This window comes from Caballeronia sp. TF1N1, assembly GCF_022878925.1.
Classification (GTDB): domain Bacteria; phylum Pseudomonadota; class Gammaproteobacteria; order Burkholderiales; family Burkholderiaceae; genus Caballeronia.
In genome coordinates, this window is sequence record NZ_CP084626.1 from 1,240,040 (window position 1) to 1,257,695 (window position 17,656).

Here is a 17,656-nt window from a genome sequence, read left to right on the forward strand (position 1 = left end):
GTCTAGGCAAATTGCCGCGCGCAACACAGTCCCTGCAGAGAGATTTTCGGATAATAATTTTCTTTAGAATACAATGAGATGGAGCAATGTTTCCACGATGCGGAATACGATTTTCCATCTTGCAACGCCCGACGTTGTGCCGCGCAGCACATCTTTTGCGACGCAAAAGATCATTGCACATCGTGAAATATGGCGAGCGGACAAAAAAAACCGACGCGCGAGGCATCGGTTTTTTTGTGCTATCGGGCAAAGTGGCTCGAAGGCCGCCTTGCCGTTTAAGCGATCGGGGCTTAGCTGCCGCGGCGCGGGGCGCGCGGACCATCGCTGCGGCGGGCGAAACCGTCACGCTGGCCACCGAAACCGCCATCGCGCGAACCGCCACGATAACCGCCTTCGCTGCCGCCAGCGTTGGCGCCGCGATAGCCGCCGCCTTCACCGCGATAACCGCCTTCGCGCGAACCGGTGCTCGGCTTGTTACCGTAGCCGCTGGCGTTGGACGCGCCGTAGCCGCGGCCACCGCCGTTACCGCTGCCGCCATTGCCACCGCCGCTGCCGAAGCGACGACCGCCGCCATTGCCGCCGCCCGGACGACCACGGCCGCCAGCGCCGCCACCGAAACCACCCTTAGGCGGCGACTTGCGCGGCTCGAAGCCGACCACGACGTTCACCGGCAGCGGCGAACGCACGAAGCGCTCGATACGCTTCAGCGCGCCGATTTCAGCGTAATGCACGAGGCTCACCGCGATGCCGCTGCGGCCCGCGCGACCCGTGCGGCCGATACGGTGCACGTAGTCTTCCGCAAACTTCGGCAGATCGTAGTTGAACACGTGCGTAATGCCGGGAATGTCGATACCGCGTGCAGCCACGTCGGTCGCGACCAGTACGCGAACGCGCTTTTCGCGCAGCGCGCGAATCGTGCGATTGCGTGCACCTTGCGGCAGGTCGCCGTGCAATGCGGCGGAATCGAAGCCAGCGTCCGACAGACGGTTGGCGATCAGGTCCGCGTCGCTCTTGGTCGCCGTGAAGACGATTGCCTGATCGAGGCCTTCGTCGCGCAGCAGATGGTCGAGCAGACGATCCTTGTGATCGCGGTCATCGACGTAATGCACGTGTTGCGCGATGTTGTCGCGCGCTTCGAGCTTCTGAACGATCTCGATGCGCTCCGGGTCCTTCAACAGACGGCCGGTGAGCGAAGCGATCTTGCCGTCGATGGTGGCCGAGAACAGCAGCGTCTGACGCGAAGCTGGCGTGGCGGCAACGATCGTTTCGATGTCGTCGATGAAGCCCATGTCCAGCATGCGGTCGGCCTCGTCGAGCACGAGCATGTCGAGAGTCGACAGGTCGATACGGCCACGTTCGAGGTGATCGATCAAGCGACCCGGCGTGGCGACGAGAATCTCAGGGTTCTTCGCAAGCAGCATCAATTGCTGGCCGTAAGCCACGCCGCCGAGAATGCTGACCGTGCGCAGACGCTTCAGATGACGGCCATAGGTCGTCGCGGCAGCGGAAACCTGCATGGCAAGTTCGCGGGTCGGCGTGAGCACGAGCAGACGCGGGCGCGCGACGGGTTGCTGACGGCGCACCGGCTTGGCATTCGGGTCACGCGGGGCGCGCGGTTGCTGCGCCTGGAGCTTTTCCATTTGCGCGAATTTTTCGATGGCGGGCAGCATGAACGCGGCCGTCTTGCCCGAACCGGTCGGGCTGGAGACGAGCAGATCGCGGCCGGCGAGCGCTGCGGGAATCGCGCGCTGCTGAACCGGCGTCGGCGACTGATAGCCTGCGGCGGTCAGCGCGGAAACGATGTCGGCGGACAGGCCAAGCGACTCGAACGTCGGGCCTTCGGGTTGTGCCACGGCTTGTACTGCGGGTGCTGCGGGGAGGTCTAGTGCTTGTGCTGCAATGTTGTCCAACGGGCTGGGGGTAATGCTCGAAGTCATGTCGATCCTTGAAACGGGAAATGAGGCGTCGGCGCCAATCGGCATACCCAGGTCGTTGGATTCAGCGAGCGAAGAAACAGCGAGCAAATCGAAAAACGGGGGCCACTCGCACGCATACGCGGCGAGAATCTTTTTAGAAGCTGTATAGGATACGGCAGACCCGAGGGGCGCTGACGTCAGCCTGATGCATGACGGGCCGATAGATGCGAACAACACAACGCGCTAATACAACACGCAGACGGCCTGGCAGGGAGGGGACAGTTTCTAAACTGGATTGGGGCAAAACGCTACGAAACGCTTTGTTGCTCGGAGGATCACCGATCTTGCTTGGGTCTTTCTCGGGTGATGCAACTTACAGTCAAGCGCTGACCGCTAGTATATCGTAGTTTGTTGCACCGCGCCACATGAGGAAGCACCTGCGCGCCAATTTCGGGCATTGAAGCGCGCCGGCATACTTAGTTCGTGAATTAGTCAGCGTCGCCGCGTCTGAGCGAATCGACCAATTCCACGTAACGCCGCTTGGCGTCGTCGGCGGGTGTGCCTTTGAGCGCGGCCCAGGCTTCGTACTTGTACTTGCCGGCGATATCGGTGAAGCCTGGCTTGTCGCCTTGAACGTCGCCGAGACTGCCTTGCTTGAATAGCGCATACAGGCGCAGCAGCGTGAGATTGCCGGGGCGCTCGGTCAACTGCGTGACATCGTTCTGCGCCTGGGCGAATTGCTGATCGATCTCGGTCATGCGCGTTTCTCCTGCGAGTCTTTGGGCTGCCGATCTTAGCAAGCGCATTCTCCCGGATGGGCCGAGGTTTTCTTCGAACCGAGCGAAGCCTCCAGAGACCACGCATCGCCGAAAACGCGTCGCGCCGATTCAGATGGCGCGAAAGCGTCGCGGGTCCCGCATTACAATACCGGCTATGACACGCACCGTTCTGCTCGCCCTCGATACCTCGACGGAGTTCTGCTCCGTTGCGCTCTTGCTCGCCAATTCTTCTTCTCCTTCCGATATCGTCGCCCCGCAATACGTACACGATGATCTACGCGTCTGGTTTCGCCACGAGGCGACGGGCGCGGTATCCAGCACGCGGCTGCTGCCCGCGGTGCGCGAGTTGTGCGAGGACGCTGGCGTCACGCTTGCCGAATGTTCGGCGATCGCGTTCGGCGCGGGTCCGGGCTCCTTCACGGGATTGCGCACCGCGACAGGCGTCGCGCAGGGTTTGGCGTTCGGCTTGAACGTGCCGGTCGTGCCCGTGAGCACGCTCTTCGCATGCGCACAAGCGGCGCGCCTGCACGACGCAGCGCTGCCAGCGCGCGTGCTCGTCGCACTCGATGCACGCATGGACGAAGTCTACTGGGCCGACTTCGAGTTCGACGATGCAACGGGCGCATGGCGCACGCTGCATCCCGCATCGCTCGATGCACCGGCGGCCGTACCGCTTCCCGATGTCCCCTTTGCGCTCGCGGGCAACGCCGCAACGGCTTTTGGCGAGCGTTTTCCCGCGCTTGCAGCCGCGACGGTCGTCGATCGTCATGCCTTGCCGCACGCGCTTCCCGTCGCGCTGATCGCGCTTCGCGAATGGCGCGCGGGACGGGCGATTGCACCTGAACTGGCCGCGCCCGACTATATCCGCGACAAGGTGGCGCAAACGACGGCGGAGCGCATGCAGGCGCGCGCCGCATCGGGCGAGGGGGCGCTGCGGTGAGCGGCGTGCTGCTGGCAGACCGGTATTTGACGCCGATGACCGAGGCCGATCTCGACGAAGTCGCCGCCGTCGAAAAGATGGCGTACGAGTTTCCGTGGAGCCGCGGCAATTTTCAGGACTCGTTGCGCAATGGTTATTACGGCGTGTGCTTGCGGCATGTGACGGGCACGCTCATCGGCTATTGCGTGCTGATGCCGGTCGTCGATGAAATGCATCTGCTCAACCTGTGCGTCGCGCCGAGTGCGCAGCGCGCTGGAGCGGGGCTCACGCTGTTGCGCGAGGCGGTGCGCATCACGCGCACGGAAAAGCTCGAAGGCGTGTTGCTCGAAGTGCGGCCGTCGAACCCGCGTGCCATTCAGCTTTACGAGCGCTTTGGCTTCGTGGCCATCGGGCGCCGGAAAAATTATTATCCCGCGCGGCACCGTTCGCGCGAGGACGCAATCGTCATGCGTCTGTCGTTTCCGAAGGAGAGTGCGCATGGCGCTCGATGATCTGCTTGTGGAAGAACTCGGCTTCGGGCCGGTGTGGGTGCGGCGGCGGGTGAGCGACGCGGGTGGCGCGTCTTCGGCTTCCTTGACGTTGCCATCGGATGTTGCAGTCGAGGCGCGGCTTTCGCGTTCGTTGCGTGGCGAAGTGGCAAGTCCGGATGCGGATAAGGCGGCATCGTTGGCTTCGAAAACATCGGAGGCGCGGTTGACGCCTCTTCCGGCAGCCAATCCACACGATGCATCGGCGACGCGTCGGGGAGATGTGGCGAGCCCAACTTCTGGCGATGCGCTGCCGAATCAAGCGCCTGAGGGTCGTGCGCAAGACGCATCGCCTGAGGCTTCGGCCCACCAACCGCGCACACGCGAATCCGAAGCCGAAGCCGTCACTCGCGCCGATCGCGAACCAAGGCCGCCTCAAGACCACGAAGCCCCTTTCGAAGCCTACGACGATCTCCCGTGGACCGACGATGCGCCGTTTTACGCACCGTCGCCCGCCGCAGCCGACGCCCCGAGCGACATCCATACGCTCGATTGGGACACGCTCGCCGCGCGCGTTGCCGGTTGCGAACGTTGCCGCCTGTGCGAGCGCCGCACCAACACGGTGTTCGGCGTTGGCGACCGCGAAGCGGATTGGCTGCTCATCGGCGAGGCGCCCGGCGAGAACGAGGACAAGGAAGGCGAACCGTTCGTCGGCCAGGCCGGCAAGCTGCTCGACAACATGCTGCGCGCGCTCGAACTGTCGCGCGAGTCGAACGTCTTCATCACCAACGTGTTGAAGTGCCGTCCGCCCGGCAATCGCAATCCGGAACCCGAGGAAGTCGCGCGCTGCGAGCCTTATCTGCAACGTCAGGTCGAGCTCGTGAAGCCGAAAATCATCGTCGCGCTCGGGCGCTTCGCGGCGCAGAGTCTTCTCAAGACGGACGGCAGCATCGCGTCGATGCGCGGCCGCGTGCATGAATATCGCGGCGTGCCGGTGGTGGTCACGTATCACCCCGCGTATCTGCTGCGCAGCCTGCCCGACAAGGCCAAGGCCTGGGCGGATCTGTGCCTCGCGCGCGGCACGTATCGGGATGCGCTCGCCGCGCTCGGCGTCGAGGCGGGCGCGCAGGAAGGACGAAAGGGCGGCCGCTGATGTCGGCGCCATCGCCGGATTTCGCGCGCATCGTCGATGGTTTCGGCGACACGACGGTGCGGGATCTGGCGTGGCTGCTACTCTCGCCGGACCTGCTCGACGAGCATCATGCGGGCGCGCGGCTCGCTCATCCCTTCGACTCCGAAGCAATGCGGCGAACGACGCTCGCGTGGCTCGCCGAACTCGATGCCGCGCCCGACGCGCTCCACGCCCACACGCGCAATCCAAAGAGCACGCGGCTCGGCATCTATGCGGAAAGCCTGCTGGAATTCTTCCTTGCGCACGGGCCGGCGGCGCGCCTGATCGCCGCGAACGTGCAGATACGGCGTCAGCGTCGCACTATCGGCGAATGCGATTTTCTGCTCGAAACGGCGGACGGCGCGCGGCTGCATTGGGAACTCGCGGTGAAGTTTTATTTGCATATCGGCAAACCTGTCGCGCAAGGCGGTGGCGATATCGACGCGTCGTCCGGTGCGCGTCTGCCAGATCGCTTCGTCGGTGAACGCGCCGCGCAAGGCGGTGGCGATCTCGACGCGCCGTCAGGCGCGCGTCTGCCAGGCCGCATTGTCGGTGAACGCGCCGCGCAAGGTGGTGGCGAGATCGACGCGCCGTCCGGTGCGCGTCTGCCGGATCGCTTCGTCGGTGAACGCGCCGCGCAAAACGTCGGCGCTGACGCCGCGTCGCCAAGTTCACGACTTTCCGACTACGTGGGACCGAACTTGCAGGATCGCTTCGATCTGAAACATGCGCGCTTGCTGACGCATCAGTCCACGCTGACGGCGCGTCCTGAGTTCATCGCGCTGGGTTACGAAGGACCGTGGGAGCCGCGCTTGTTCATCAAGGGGCGTCTCTTTTATCGCGATGAAGGCGTCGCGAGCGCGCCTGAAATCGGCGAGCAGCATTTGCGCGGCTGGTGGATGACGGCATCCGACTGGCGCGAGAAGCGTGGCACGGCAAGCAATGCCCACGATGAGCGCGCGTGGATCGTGCAGCCACGACTCGCGTGGCTGGCTTCGCGGCGGCTCCGCGCAGACGATGCGAACGCGTTGTTGGCCGAGGCATCGGTGATTCATGCGCGTCTGCAAGAGATTGCCATGCCGACGATGATCGCGGCTTATCGACGCGATGAAGCGGGCAACTGGAGCGAGGAATCGCGCGGCTTTATCGTGCCGGACGACTGGCCGGAGCGCGCGCGGATCTTTGCGGCGGCGCGGTTATAGAGCGTTCAGGCGCGCGCCGACCGCTACCACCAGCGATAAAAATGATGCACCGGCCCGACGCCGTGCCCGACATCGAGCCGCGCGCTCGCTTCGATCGCTCCCGTGAGATAGCGCTTCGCTTCAGCCGCCGCGCTCGCGAGATCGTCCGTTTGTGGAATCAGCGCCGCAATCGCCGACGACAACGTGCATCCCGTCCCGTGCGTATTCTTGAGCGGCACGCGCACACCGTTAAGCCGCATCGAACCGCTTGCCTCGACGAGCCAGTCGGGACTATCGGCCGAAACAAGATGGCCGCCTTTCATCAGCACCGCGCGCGCGCCGAGCGAGCGCAGCGCTTCGCCCTGACGGACCATTTCGTCTTCGTCGACGGCTATCGTCGAGCCGAGCAGCGCCGCCGCCTCCGGCAGATTCGGCGTCACCAGCGTGGCAAGCGGAAGCAGTTCGTCACGCAACGCCGCCACCGCTTCCGGCGCGAGGAGCGCGTGATTGCTCTTGGAAATCATCACGGTATCCAGCACGACATGCGTCGGCTTATGCCGCCTGAGCGCATCGGCGACAGCGCGCACGATATCCGCGTTCGCCAGCATGCCGATCTTCACCGCGTCGATGCGAATGTCGTCGAACACGGCATCGAGTTGCGCGGTGATGAACGCCGCTTCCGGCGCATGCACGGCCGTGACGCCGCACGTGTTCTGCGCCGTGAGCGCCGTGATGACGCTTGCGCCGTACGCGCCGAGCGCGGAGAACGCTTTCAGATCGGCCTGGATACCCGCGCCGCCGCCCGAGTCGGAACCGGCGATGGTGAGCACGTTGGGGATGGTTTTCGTATCGGCCATAAGGTGACGGTGAGGTTCAGGCGCGTTCGATGATCTCGCGCAAGACGCGCGACGCGTCGCGGGGATCGGCCGCCTTGCAGATTGCGGAGACGACGGCAAGACCCGCGGGTTTCGCGCGCATGACATCCGCGGCATTGTGCGTCTGAATGCCGCCGATCGCCACCGTGGGCAAACACGCATCGGCGACGAGCGCAGCCAGGCCATCGATACCGCATGGCGCCGATGCATCGGTCTTCGTCGGCGTGGCGTACACCGGTCCCGCGCCGAGGTAATCGACGGTTCCTCGTAGCGCGTTCGCCGCGTCGAGTTCGGCGCGATCGGCCACCGACAAACCGATGATCGCATCCGCGCCCAGCAAGCGTCGCACGGCGTCGGCCGGCAGATCGCGCTGCCCGACATGCACGCCATCGGCGCCGACTGCGAGCGCGACATCCACCTGATCGTTGATGATGAGCGGCACGCCATGCGCATGCGTGAGCGGCAGCAGATCGCGCGCGAGCTCGTACCACGCGCGCTTGTGCCACTCGGGCGCGCGTAATTGCAAGATGGTCGCGCCGCCTTCGAGCGCCGCGCGCGCCACGGCAAGCGCCGCAGCGTGTCCGCCGCACTGCACGGGATCGAGCACGAGATAAAGCGAAAGATCGAAGGAAGGCCGCATTTGCCGAGCGATCAGGAAAGCGCGACGTCGCGCATGACGAGCGTCTGCCCGAACGCGTTCTCGTCGAGTGAGGCCAGCCGGTCGAGATACGCGACCGCGAAACTGCCGGGCAGGGCGGCATCGCGCGCGGCGAGTTCGCCCGCAATCGTCGTATAGGCGATGGCTGCGACCGTCGCCGCGAAGTGTTCATCGCGCGATGTCGCGGTGGCGATGAACGCCGCGACCGTCGCCGAGAGCGCGCAGCCCACGCCGGTTACGCGCGTCATCAGCGGCGAGCCGTTCGACAGCGCGACGACCTGCCGGCCATCGGTGATGTAGTCGGTGGCGCCCGTCACCGCGACGACTGCCTGCGTCCTGAGCGCGAGGATCTGGGCGGCGTCGAGCGCGGCGTCGGTGGCGGCGGTGCTGTCCACGCCGCGTCCGCTTGCAGCGCCGCCCGAGAGACTGATGATCTCGGATGCGTTGCCGCGTATGACCGCTGGCGTGAGATCGAGCAGTTCGAGCGCGAATTCCGTGCGGAACGTGAGCGGGCCGACCGCGACCGGGTCTAGCACCCACGGCTTGCCGGCGCCGTTGGCGGCATCGACGGCGGCACGAATCGCGCGGGACTGCGGGACGTCGAGCGTGCCGAGATTGACGGAGAGCGCGCCCGCGATCGGCGCGAATTCACCGACTTCCTCGCGCGCGACGACCATGGCCGGCGCGGCGCCGACGGCAAGCAGCACGTTGGCCGTGAAGTTGGTGACGACGAGATTCGTCAGGCAATGCACGAGCGGCGCATGACCGCGCACGCGCGTGACGAAGGAATAGAGATCGGCGGAAAGCATGATGGAAGAAGATTAGCCGATGCTACGAGCAAAGCGTGCCGCGCGCCTTCAATGCCGCGCTTCGCCGATCAGCGCGACGGAATCGAACGCGCGCTGATTCGCCTGATGCCGCCGCATGACGAAGTACATCATCAGGCACACGAAGGTGCCGAACAGCACGATCACGAACTGGATCGGCACGTCGAGCCACACCAGCACGGCGTAGAGGCACAGCATGACGAGCACGGAGAGATTCTCGTTGAAGTTCTGCACGGCGATCGAATGGCCCGCCGACAAGAGCACGTGCCCGCGATGCTGGAGCAGCGCGTTCATCGGCACGACGAAGAAGCCCGACAAGCCGCCGACGATCATCAGGAACAAATAGGCGACGAGCAGATACCCCGGAAAGTGCATCTTGCCGAAGTAGATGCCCCAGTGCGCGGGAAAGAGGTGACGCGTGTAGAACGCCATCAGCATGACGGCGATGCCCATCATGATGCCCACCGGCAACACCGACAGCGAGCGCTTGAGCGGCACGCGCGCCGCCGCGAGCACCGCGCCGACCGCGACGCCCACCGCGATCACCGCCTGCAAGATGGCGGCCTGCGAGAGCGTCATGCCGAGCGACACTTCGGCCCATTTCAGCACGATGAACTGCAAGGTCGCGCCCGCGCCCCAGAAGAGCGTGGTGACCGCGAGCGAAATTTGTCCGAGCTTGTCGTGCCAGAGCGTCACGAAGCAACCGGCGAAATCGGTGATGAGCTTGATCGGCCGCGTTTCCTGCTTCGGATAACGCGCGCCGGTGTCGGGAATGCGCAGGTTGAAGATCGCGGCGATCACATACATCAGCACGATCACGAGCATGGCGGCTTCGGCGGGCGTATTGACTTTCGGAATGTGCAGACTGAGCAGATGCCCGGCAATATGCGGACTGATGAGCGCGCCGCCCATGACCGTGCCCAGGATGATCGACCCGACCGTGGTGCCTTCTATCCAGCCATTGGCGGCAACGAGCCGGTCGGCGGGCAGCAGTTCGGTGAGAATTCCGTACTTCGCGGGCGAGTAGGCCGCCGCGCCGAAGCCCACGATGCCGTAGGCCAGTAGCGGATGCGCGCCCACCAGCATGGTGATGCAGCCGACGACCTTGATGGAATTGGTGACGAACATCACCCGGCCCTTGGGCCGCGAGTCCGCGAAAGCGCCGACGAAAGCCGCGAGTACCACGTAGGAGAGCACGAAGAACAGCTTCAGGAGCGGCGTCATCCAGTTCGGGGCGTGAAGGTCTTTCAGCAGTGCAATGGCAGCAATCAGGAGAGCGTTGTCAGCCAGCGATGAGAAAAACTGCGCGGCCATGATGGTGTAAAAACCTTTTTTCATCTGATCCGAAGCTTTCCTCACTGCGGGTGATCCGCCCCGCCCGCCGGACATGCCGCTTGTCTTGCGATCGGGCTTATGCCTTTCGAAATGGGTTGTGCGCACGGCTTTATAACACGAAAATAGGCGCATTCTGACTAGCAGTAATCTCGATGACGCTCGAAAAACAGACGATCGTCCGCGAGTTTGTTCTTAAGATACTGATTCGCAAGGCGTCTTTGAGACCCGCAGCACGCAATGCCACGCTGGCGTATGCTCGCCCTTCCGACTGCCCGAACCGCAATTCCACACACGCTCATGCCGCGCCCCCTTTCCGCCACCATTCACACCGCCGCACTCGCCAACAATCTCTCCGTCGCACGAAAGCACGCGCCGAAATCCAAAATCTGGGCTGTCGTCAAGGCCAATGCTTATGGCCACGGACTTGCGCGAGCGTTCCCCGGACTTCGGGCAACGGACGGCTTCGGGCTTCTGGACCTCGAAGAAGCCGTAAAGTTGCGTGAATTGGGTTGGGCCGGGCCGATTCTTCTGCTCGAAGGCTTCTTCCGGCCGACCGATATCGACGTGATCGACCGCTACAGCCTAACCACGGCCGTGCATTGCGACGAGCAATTGCGCATGCTGGAAATGGCGCGGCTGTCCAAGCCGATCAATATCCAGTTGAAGATGAATAGCGGCATGAACCGGCTCGGCTACGTGCCCGAGCGGTTCCGCGCCGCGTGGGAGCGGGCGCGGGCGGTGCAGGGCATCGGGCAGATCACGCTCATGACCCATTTTTCCGATGCCGACAGCGAACGCGGCGTCGCGCATCAGCTGGCGGCGTTCGAACGCGGCGCGGAAGGCATTGCGGGGGCGCGCAGCCTGTCGAACTCGGCGGCGGTCCTGTGGCATCCGGCCGCGCACTTCGACTGGGTGCGGCCCGGCATCATTTTGTATGGCGCGTCGCCGTCGGGCGTGACGGCCGATGTCGCGAATCTCGGGCTGCGTCCGGCCATGACGCTTTCGTCCGAGCTGATCGCCGTGCAGACGGTCGAGGCGGGCAGCAGCATCGGTTACGGTTCCACTTACACGGCGGGACAGGCCATTCGCATCGGCGTGGTGGCGTGCGGTTATGCGGACGGTTATCCGCGCGTGGCGCCGGAAGGCACGCCCGTTATCGTCGATGGCGTGAGGACGAAACTCGTCGGCCGCGTGTCCATGGACATGCTCACGGTCGATCTCACGCCGGTTCCGCATGCGGGCATCGGCTCGCGCGTCGAACTGTGGGGCCCGAATCTGCCTATCGACGATGTCGCCTCTTCGTGCGGCACCATCGGCTATGAATTGATGTGCGCGATCGCGCAACGCGTGCCGGTGCGCGCGGAATAATCCAGGCATCGAACTTCAACCGGACTTATAGCAAGGCAGCGCGTGGCAAAAGCAGCGAAAGCAAAGACGCTCTATATCTGTAGCGAATGCGGCGGACAAGCGCCGAAATGGACCGGCCAGTGTGCCGCGTGCGGGGCGTGGAATACGCTCGTGGAGTCGGTGGAGCAGGGCGCTTCGGCGCATCGCTTCCAGGCGCTCGCGAAGAGTTCGCCGGTGCAGCGGCTCGCCGACATCGAGGCCTCCGACGTGCCGCGTTTCACCACGGGCGTCGGCGAATTCGACCGGGTGCTCGGAGGCGGTCTCGTGCCCGGCGGCGTGGTGTTGATCGGCGGCGATCCGGGCATCGGCAAATCGACGTTGCTCTTGCAATCGCTTGCGGAAATCGCCCGCGAGCGGCGCGCGCTCTACGTGAGCGGCGAGGAATCCGGCGCGCAGATTGCGTTGCGCGCGGCGCGGCTCGGCCTGACGGGCGCGCGGGACAGCGCCGTCGGCGACCTCGGCTTGCTCGCGGAAATCCAGCTCGAAAAAATCCAGGCGACCATCGACGAGCAACGGCCGGAAGTCGCGGTCATCGATTCGATTCAGACCATCTATTCCGAAGCGCTCACCTCCGCGCCCGGCTCGGTCGCGCAGGTTCGCGAATGCGCGGCGCAGTTGACGCGCATCGCCAAGCAGACCGGCACCGCGATCATCATGGTCGGCCACGTGACCAAGGAAGGCAGCCTCGCGGGGCCGCGCGTGCTGGAACATATCGTCGATACGGTGCTGTACTTCGAAGGCGATACGCACTCGTCGTTCAGGCTCGTGCGCGCCTTCAAGAACCGCTTCGGCGCGGTCAACGAACTCGGCGTGTTCGCCATGACCGAGCGCGGCTTGCGCGGCGTGGCGAATCCGTCGGCGCTCTTTTTGTCGCAGCACGAGCAGAGCGTGCCGGGGTCGTGCGTCCTGGTGACGCAGGAAGGCTCGCGGCCCTTGCTCGTCGAGGTACAGGCGCTCGTCGACACCGCGCACGTGCCCAATCCGCGACGCCTTGCGGTCGGGCTCGAACAGAACCGGCTCGCGCTCTTGCTCGCGGTGCTGCATCGGCACGCGGGCATCGCGTGTTTCGATCAGGACGTGTTCCTGAACGCCGTCGGCGGCGTGAAGATCACCGAACCCGCGGCCGATCTCGCCGTGCTGCTCGCCATCCATTCGTCGATGCGCAACAAGCCGCTGCCGAAGGGCCTCATCACGTTCGGCGAAGTGGGACTCGCCGGCGAGATCCGGCCTTCGCCACGCGGACAAGACCGGCTCAAGGAAGCGGCCAAGCTGGGCTTTTCGGCCGCGCTGATTCCGAAGGCCAACGCGCCGAAGCAGCCTATCGACGGGCTGAACGTGATCGCGGTGGATCGGATCGAGGAAGCGATCGACCGCGTGCGCGACCTGGAGTGAGCTCCTGGCGCGCTTGGTCAGAGCTTCGTAATGCGGCGTAAAAATGTCGCGTCGATATGTAACCTGATTCGCGCGCGATCTTCTTATCCTTACAGGGCTACGGAACCGGCCGACTTCGTCTGCTGTCTCGACACAGGCGAAGTGATTGCAAGGATCGAGAGGACCACGCTTTGAACCACATCAAATCAACGCGGCCCAAGCCCGCGTTTCATCTGCGCGGGTGCCGTGTCTCCGCGCCGCTGCAGCAGCCTTTCGGTGGCGGATGCCGGATCGTCGAATGGATCGACGGTGAAGGGCAGATTTCGCGTCGTGTCGTCGCGGCCGATGCCACCGAGGACGAAGTCGTCGCGACTATCCGCCGCCATGTGACGGGGCGCAAGCACGTGCTCGTCGATGACGAACGGCAACCAAGGCAGACCTTGCCGCGAAGGTGAAATTCATGGCGGCGGCGTGGGTGAACGTGTTGCGTGTCGATCTGTGAAGGGTTGCGCTTCCTACGAAGCACGGTGGCGTTCGAAGGCTTGCGGCGCGCCAGGCACGCGAAGCTACGTGAGTCCGGCCGCTGGATCAGCGCGCCGCAAAGTCATCACCCGATCTGCTCAAGCTCTTCATGCGCTTCCAGCCACTCCATTTCGAGCGCCTCCAGCCGCGCGCCGACTTCGCCTTGCCGGCGAATGGTGTCGGTTAGCTTCGTCTTCATCGCGGCCTCGTAACTCGCGGGATCGGCGACGAACGCATCGAGCGTGGCTTTCTCCGCGTTCAGCGCATCCATTTCCTTTTCTATCTTCGCAATGCGCGACTGCAGCGGCTTCTTCAGATGCGCGAGCTTCTGCCGCTCCTGCGCCTCCAGACGGCGCTGTTCCTTGCGGTTCTGCGCGCTGTCCTGCGTGTCTGCGTTCGTGGACGACGCGCCATTGGCGTCCTTTGCCGCCGCGCGCGTTTCGGCGGCGTGTTGCAGCAGCCAGTCGCGATAATCGTCGAGATCGCCGTCGAACGGACTTAGACGATGCTTCGCCACCAGCATGAAGGTGTCGGTCGTCGCGCGCAGCAAGTGCCGGTCGTGCGACACGAGGATCAGCGTGCCTTCGAACTGCGCGAGCGCCATGGTGAGCGCGTGGCGGGTTTCGAGGTCGAGGTGATTGGTCGGCTCGTCCAGCAGCAGCAGATTCGGCTTCTGCCAAATGATGAGCGCCAGCGCGAGCCGCGCCTTTTCGCCACCGGAAAACGGCGCGATTTTCGCGGTCGCCATTTCGCCCGAAAAGTTGAAGCTGCCGAGAAAGTCGCGCAGTTCCTGCTCGCGCGTGTCGGGCGCAAGCCGCGCGAGATGCTGAATGGCGGAGTCGTCGGGACGCAGCGTTTCGAGCTGATGCTGCGCGAAGTAGCCAATCTTCAAGCCCTTGCCTTGCCGCACGCTGCCCGACAGCGCGGCAAGCGTGCCGGCGAGCGTCTTGATGAGCGTCGATTTACCCTGCCCGTTCGCGCCGAGCAAGCCGATGCGCTGACCGTTTTGAATCGACAGCGTCACGCCTTCGACAATTGGAATCTCGATGCCCTCGGTGCGATAGCCGCAGCGCACGTCTTCCATGACCATCATCGGATTGGGCGCGGCGTCGGGTGCGCGGAACTCGAACGTGAACGACGAGCTCGCATGCGCGGGCGCGATCAGCTCCATCTTCTCCAGCGCCTTGACGCGGCTTTGCGCCTGCTTCGCCTTGGTCGCCTTGGCCTTGAAGCGGTCGATGAAACTCTGCAGATGCGCCACCGTTCTCTGCTGCTTTTCGTAGGCGTTCTGCTGCAAGGCGAGCTGCTGCGCGCGCAGCACTTCGAACTGGCTGTAGTTGCCGCCGTAGCGCTTGATCTGACGATTCTCAAGATGCAGCGTGACATTGCAGACCGCATCAAGAAATTCGCGGTCGTGCGAAATCACGACGAGCGTGCCGGGATAACGGCCGAGCCAGTCTTCGAGCCAGATGATTGCATCGAGGTCCAGGTGATTCGTGGGTTCGTCGAGCAGCAAGAGGTCGGACGGACACATCAGCGCCTGCGCCAGATTCAGGCGCATGCGCCACCCGCCCGAGAAGCTCGTCACCGGTTCGCGTGTCTGCGCGAGCGTGAAGCCCAGGCCGAGCAACAGCGTTTCGGCGCGCGCGGGCGCGGTGTAGCCGTCGGCATCGGCGAAAGCGGCGTGGGCTTCGGCTTCGGCCGCGCCGTCATGCGCCGCCGAAGCCGCCGCGATGCGTGCCTCGATAGCCCGCAGTCGCGTGTCGCCGTCGAGCGTGTAGTCGAGCGCCGTGCGGTCCACGGCGGGCGTTTCTTGCGCGACATGCGCAATGCGCCACGAAGGCGGCAGCGCGAAATCGCCGCCGTCCGCGTGCAACTCGCCGCGCAACACGGAGAAGAGCGTGGATTTGCCCGCGCCGTTCGCGCCGACGAGACCGGCTTTCTCGCCCGGATTGAGCGTGAAACTGGTCTCTTCGAAAAGCGGCTTGGTGCCGCGGGAGAGGCTGAACTGGTTGAAGCGAATCACGGGAAATGGCGGCGCGGCATGAGGGAAACCGCTATTTTAGACTGCGGCCACGAAGCGCCGGGGGGTCGTCCGTTCGGCCAATGGCGGTAAGTGGCGCGCGGTAGTAGCATCGCCTTTCTTCGAATCTTTCCAGCGGGAGCAACTCATGAGTGCAGCAAGCGACGACATTTACGCGTTCAAGGCCGAGACGCTGGGCGGCGAGACGGTGGGCATCGACCAGTATCGCGGCAAGGTGCTTTTGATCGTGAACACCGCGAGCGAATGCGGCTTCACGCCGCAATACAAGGGTCTGCAGGAAGTCTATGAGCGCTTCGCGGCGCGCGGTTTCGAAGTGCTCGGTTTTCCCTGCAACCAGTTCGGCGCGCAGGAACCGGGCGATGCCACGCAGATCGGCAGCTTCTGCGAAAAGAACTACGGCGTCACGTTCCCGATGTTCGCGAAGATCGACGTCAAGGGGCCGCATGCGCATCCACTCTTCAAATATCTGACATCGAAGGAACCGGGCGTGCTCGGCACCGAGGTCATCAAGTGGAACTTCACGAAGTTTCTCGTGAACCGCAACGGCGACATCCTGAAGCGCTACGCGTCGCTGACGAAACCGGAGTCGATTGCCGAGGACATCGAAAAACTGCTGTAGCGCCTTAAAGGATAGGCGAGAAGAGGCGCGCCACGTGCATGGCCATGCGTCGCCAGGACGCCGCGCCGCGATAGTCCTCGCGGTCGATCTCATACGAAAGCGCGAAGTCGGCGAGCAGCATGCTTTCGACTTCACGCGCGAAAGCGTTGTCGACGGTCAGCACCATGACCTCGAAATTGAGGCGAAAGGAGCGGTTGTCGAGATTTGCGCTGCCGATGGCCGCGCCGACATCGTCGACGAGCACGACCTTTTGATGCAGAAAACCCGGCTTGTAGCGGAATATGCGCACGCCCGCCTGCAACAAATCGTAGGCATACAGCTTCGATGCCGCGAACACCACGCGATGATCGCGCCGGCTCGGAATCAGGATGCGTACATCGACGCCACGCATCACGGCAAGGCGCAGCGCGGAGAATACGGCTTCGTCGGGAATCAGATAGGGCGAGGTGATCCAGACACGTTGGCGCGCCGCGTTGATCGCCTCGACGAAGAAGAGCGAACAGGTTTCCTGTTTGTCGGCCGGGCCGCTCGACAACACCATGCAGTGCATGTTTTCGTCCGAATGCGGCGCGGGGCCGAGCTCGGGCAGGCGTTGCGTGGCCCAGTACCAATCTTCCGTGAAAACGAACTGGATGCTCGCCACGGCGGGGCCGCGCACCTCGACGTGGGTATCGCGCCAGGGCGTGAGGCGTGGATTGCCGCCGAGATACTCGACGCCCACGTTGTGTCCGCCGACGAACGCGCGCTTGCCGTCGACCACCACGATCTTCCGGTGATTGCGGAAGTTGATCTGGAAGCGGTGCACGAACTTGCGCTTGGCCGCGAACGGATGCGCCTGTACGCCGCTCGCACGCAGCGCATTCACGTAGCGATGCGGCAAGTCGAAGCTGCCGATGCTGTCGTAGAGAAAATAGACGCGCACGCCCGCTTTCGCCCGCGCGATGAGCATTTCCTTGAGCAACTCGCCGAGCGCATCGGCGCGCACGATGAAGAACTGCACGACGACATAGTGCTCGGCCGATTCGATGGCGGAGAGAATCGCGGAGAACGTGGCGTCGCCGTTGACGAGCACGCGCACCGAGTTGCCGCGCAGGAACGGCATGCCCGACAGGCGCTGCAAAGTGCGAATGGTCGGATTGCCGAGATAGCTCGCCGGTCCCGGCGCGATCTCGCCGCGCACGCCCGACGCGTCGAGCAGCGCGCCGGCTTCGTCGCGATGAATCGGGAGCGGCTGAGGCGCGTCGCTGCGATCCGTCGAGTCCCATTCGGCGGGTTTCGAGCGGCTGCGCAGAATCTCGATTTCGAGCCGACGCGCGTCGATATAACCCGCGAACTTGCTACGGCCGAGAAACAGATAAGGAATGAGCGTGAAGTAAGGCATGGCCACGAGCGACACCGCCCACGCCACCGCGCCCTGCGAGGTGCGCGTATTGATGATGGCGTGAATCGCCGCGATCACGCCGAGCACATGCGCGGCTATCACGAGCGTGCCGAGGTGTAGCCAGTCTGCTGCTTGCATGGAATGCCGTTGGTCCGATGACGAC

16 protein-coding genes are annotated in these 17,656 nt (G+C 64.1%); 8 read left to right on the forward strand and 8 right to left on the reverse strand.

Annotation, left to right across the window (positions count from 1 at the left end; all coding sequences use genetic code 11):
- Positions 1-290: 290 nt before the first annotated feature.
- Together LDZ28_RS05735 and LDZ28_RS05740 are read right to left on the reverse strand one after the other, a co-directional pair.
- Positions 291-1,937 carry a DEAD/DEAH box helicase gene (locus LDZ28_RS05735; protein WP_244827731.1) on the reverse strand — a complete coding sequence of 549 codons (1,647 nt, stop codon included), beginning with the start codon at positions 1,935-1,937 and terminating at the stop codon, positions 291-293.
- Between the two features lie 467 nt (positions 1,938-2,404).
- On the reverse strand, positions 2,405-2,674 hold the full coding sequence (locus tag LDZ28_RS05740; protein WP_244827732.1) for an acyl-CoA-binding protein: 270 nt from the start codon (positions 2,672-2,674) through the stop codon (positions 2,405-2,407).
- Between the two features lie 175 nt (positions 2,675-2,849).
- Here LDZ28_RS05740 and tsaB point away from each other — a divergent pair, with 175 nt between their 5' ends.
- From tsaB to LDZ28_RS05760, 4 genes are read left to right on the forward strand one after another with little or no spacing between them, the layout of a single operon-like run.
- On the forward strand, positions 2,850-3,635 hold the full coding sequence (gene tsaB, locus LDZ28_RS05745) for a tRNA (adenosine(37)-N6)-threonylcarbamoyltransferase complex dimerization subunit type 1 TsaB (RefSeq protein WP_244827733.1): 786 nt from the start codon (positions 2,850-2,852) through the stop codon (positions 3,633-3,635).
- Positions 3,632-4,126 (forward strand): ribosomal protein S18-alanine N-acetyltransferase, encoded by a 495-nt coding sequence (gene rimI, locus LDZ28_RS05750; RefSeq protein ID WP_244827734.1) that lies wholly within the window; start codon positions 3,632-3,634, stop codon positions 4,124-4,126. The genes tsaB and rimI overlap by 4 nt, the downstream gene beginning before the upstream one ends.
- Positions 4,113-5,255, forward strand: a complete 1,143-nt coding sequence (locus tag LDZ28_RS05755) for a uracil-DNA glycosylase (protein ID WP_244827735.1) — start codon at positions 4,113-4,115, stop codon at positions 5,253-5,255. Before rimI ends, LDZ28_RS05755 begins: the two co-directional genes overlap by 14 nt.
- Positions 5,255-6,475, forward strand: coding sequence for a DUF1853 family protein (locus tag LDZ28_RS05760; RefSeq protein ID WP_244827736.1), 1,221 nt, complete (start codon positions 5,255-5,257; stop codon positions 6,473-6,475). The genes LDZ28_RS05755 and LDZ28_RS05760 overlap by 1 nt, the downstream gene beginning before the upstream one ends.
- A gap of 23 nt (positions 6,476-6,498) precedes the next feature.
- On the opposite strand, the gene thiD is transcribed toward LDZ28_RS05760, so the two are convergent.
- Genes thiD through lplT form a run of 4 tightly spaced genes read right to left on the reverse strand, consistent with a single transcriptional unit; the run spans position 6,499 to position 10,152 of the window.
- Positions 6,499-7,311 carry a bifunctional hydroxymethylpyrimidine kinase/phosphomethylpyrimidine kinase gene (gene thiD, locus LDZ28_RS05765; protein WP_244827737.1) on the reverse strand — a complete coding sequence of 271 codons (813 nt, stop codon included), beginning with the start codon at positions 7,309-7,311 and terminating at the stop codon, positions 6,499-6,501.
- A 16-nt stretch (positions 7,312-7,327) separates the two neighbouring features.
- Entirely contained in the window at positions 7,328-7,969 is a 642-nt protein-coding gene (thiE, locus tag LDZ28_RS05770; RefSeq protein ID WP_244827738.1) for a thiamine phosphate synthase, read from the reverse strand.
- 11 nt (positions 7,970-7,980) lie between these two features.
- Positions 7,981-8,796, reverse strand: a complete 816-nt coding sequence (thiM, locus tag LDZ28_RS05775; protein WP_244827739.1) for a hydroxyethylthiazole kinase — start codon at positions 8,794-8,796, stop codon at positions 7,981-7,983.
- A gap of 48 nt (positions 8,797-8,844) precedes the next feature.
- Positions 8,845-10,152, reverse strand: a complete 1,308-nt coding sequence (lplT, locus tag LDZ28_RS05780) for a lysophospholipid transporter LplT (protein WP_244827740.1) — start codon at positions 10,150-10,152, stop codon at positions 8,845-8,847.
- 294 nt (positions 10,153-10,446) lie between these two features.
- Between lplT and alr the strand changes: the two genes are divergently transcribed.
- From alr to LDZ28_RS05795, 3 genes are all read left to right on the forward strand, one after another.
- A complete protein-coding gene (alr, locus tag LDZ28_RS05785; protein WP_244827741.1) occupies positions 10,447-11,517 on the forward strand; it encodes an alanine racemase in 1,071 nt (356 codons plus the stop codon).
- Positions 11,518-11,559: 42 nt separating this feature from the next.
- Entirely contained in the window at positions 11,560-12,948 is a 1,389-nt protein-coding gene (gene radA / locus LDZ28_RS05790) for a DNA repair protein RadA (protein WP_244827742.1), read from the forward strand.
- Between the two features lie 170 nt (positions 12,949-13,118).
- Positions 13,119-13,382, forward strand: a complete 264-nt coding sequence (locus tag LDZ28_RS05795) for a DUF2866 domain-containing protein (protein ID WP_244827743.1) — start codon at positions 13,119-13,121, stop codon at positions 13,380-13,382.
- A gap of 152 nt (positions 13,383-13,534) precedes the next feature.
- Here LDZ28_RS05795 and LDZ28_RS05800 read toward each other — a convergent pair whose 3' ends face one another.
- Entirely contained in the window at positions 13,535-15,475 is a 1,941-nt protein-coding gene (locus LDZ28_RS05800) for an ATP-binding cassette domain-containing protein (RefSeq protein ID WP_244827744.1), read from the reverse strand.
- 145 nt (positions 15,476-15,620) lie between these two features.
- On the opposite strand from LDZ28_RS05800, the gene LDZ28_RS05805 reads away from it, so the two are divergent.
- On the forward strand, positions 15,621-16,112 hold the full coding sequence (locus LDZ28_RS05805; RefSeq protein ID WP_244827745.1) for a glutathione peroxidase: 492 nt from the start codon (positions 15,621-15,623) through the stop codon (positions 16,110-16,112).
- Between the two features lie 4 nt (positions 16,113-16,116).
- Here the strand turns inward: LDZ28_RS05805 and cls are convergent, their stop codons facing one another.
- Positions 16,117-17,631 carry a cardiolipin synthase gene (gene cls / locus LDZ28_RS05810; RefSeq protein WP_244827746.1) on the reverse strand — a complete coding sequence of 505 codons (1,515 nt, stop codon included), beginning with the start codon at positions 17,629-17,631 and terminating at the stop codon, positions 16,117-16,119.
- Positions 17,632-17,656: the final 25 nt, after the last annotated feature.

What these genes read in the sequence shown, in the direction of transcription:
- LDZ28_RS05735 (WP_244827731.1), bottom strand. Translation starts at nt 1,937, where the DNA reads ATGACTTCGAGCATTACCCCCAGCCCGTTGGACAACATTGCAGCACAA.
- LDZ28_RS05740 (WP_244827732.1), bottom strand. Translation starts at nt 2,674, where the DNA reads ATGACCGAGATCGATCAGCAATTCGCCCAGGCGCAGAACGATGTCACG.
- tsaB (WP_244827733.1), top strand. Translation starts at nt 2,850, where the DNA reads ATGACACGCACCGTTCTGCTCGCCCTCGATACCTCGACGGAGTTCTGC.
- LDZ28_RS05755 (WP_244827735.1), top strand. Translation starts at nt 4,113, where the DNA reads ATGGCGCTCGATGATCTGCTTGTGGAAGAACTCGGCTTCGGGCCGGTG.
- LDZ28_RS05760 (WP_244827736.1), top strand. Translation starts at nt 5,255, where the DNA reads ATGTCGGCGCCATCGCCGGATTTCGCGCGCATCGTCGATGGTTTCGGC.
- thiD (WP_244827737.1), bottom strand. Translation starts at nt 7,311, where the DNA reads ATGGCCGATACGAAAACCATCCCCAACGTGCTCACCATCGCCGGTTCC.
- thiE (WP_244827738.1), bottom strand. Translation starts at nt 7,969, where the DNA reads ATGCGGCCTTCCTTCGATCTTTCGCTTTATCTCGTGCTCGATCCCGTG.
- thiM (WP_244827739.1), bottom strand. Translation starts at nt 8,796, where the DNA reads ATGCTTTCCGCCGATCTCTATTCCTTCGTCACGCGCGTGCGCGGTCAT.
- lplT (WP_244827740.1), bottom strand. Translation starts at nt 10,152, where the DNA reads ATGAAAAAAGGTTTTTACACCATCATGGCCGCGCAGTTTTTCTCATCG.
- alr (WP_244827741.1), top strand. Translation starts at nt 10,447, where the DNA reads ATGCCGCGCCCCCTTTCCGCCACCATTCACACCGCCGCACTCGCCAAC.
- LDZ28_RS05805 (WP_244827745.1), top strand. Translation starts at nt 15,621, where the DNA reads ATGAGTGCAGCAAGCGACGACATTTACGCGTTCAAGGCCGAGACGCTG.
- cls (WP_244827746.1), bottom strand. Translation starts at nt 17,631, where the DNA reads ATGCAAGCAGCAGACTGGCTACACCTCGGCACGCTCGTGATAGCCGCG.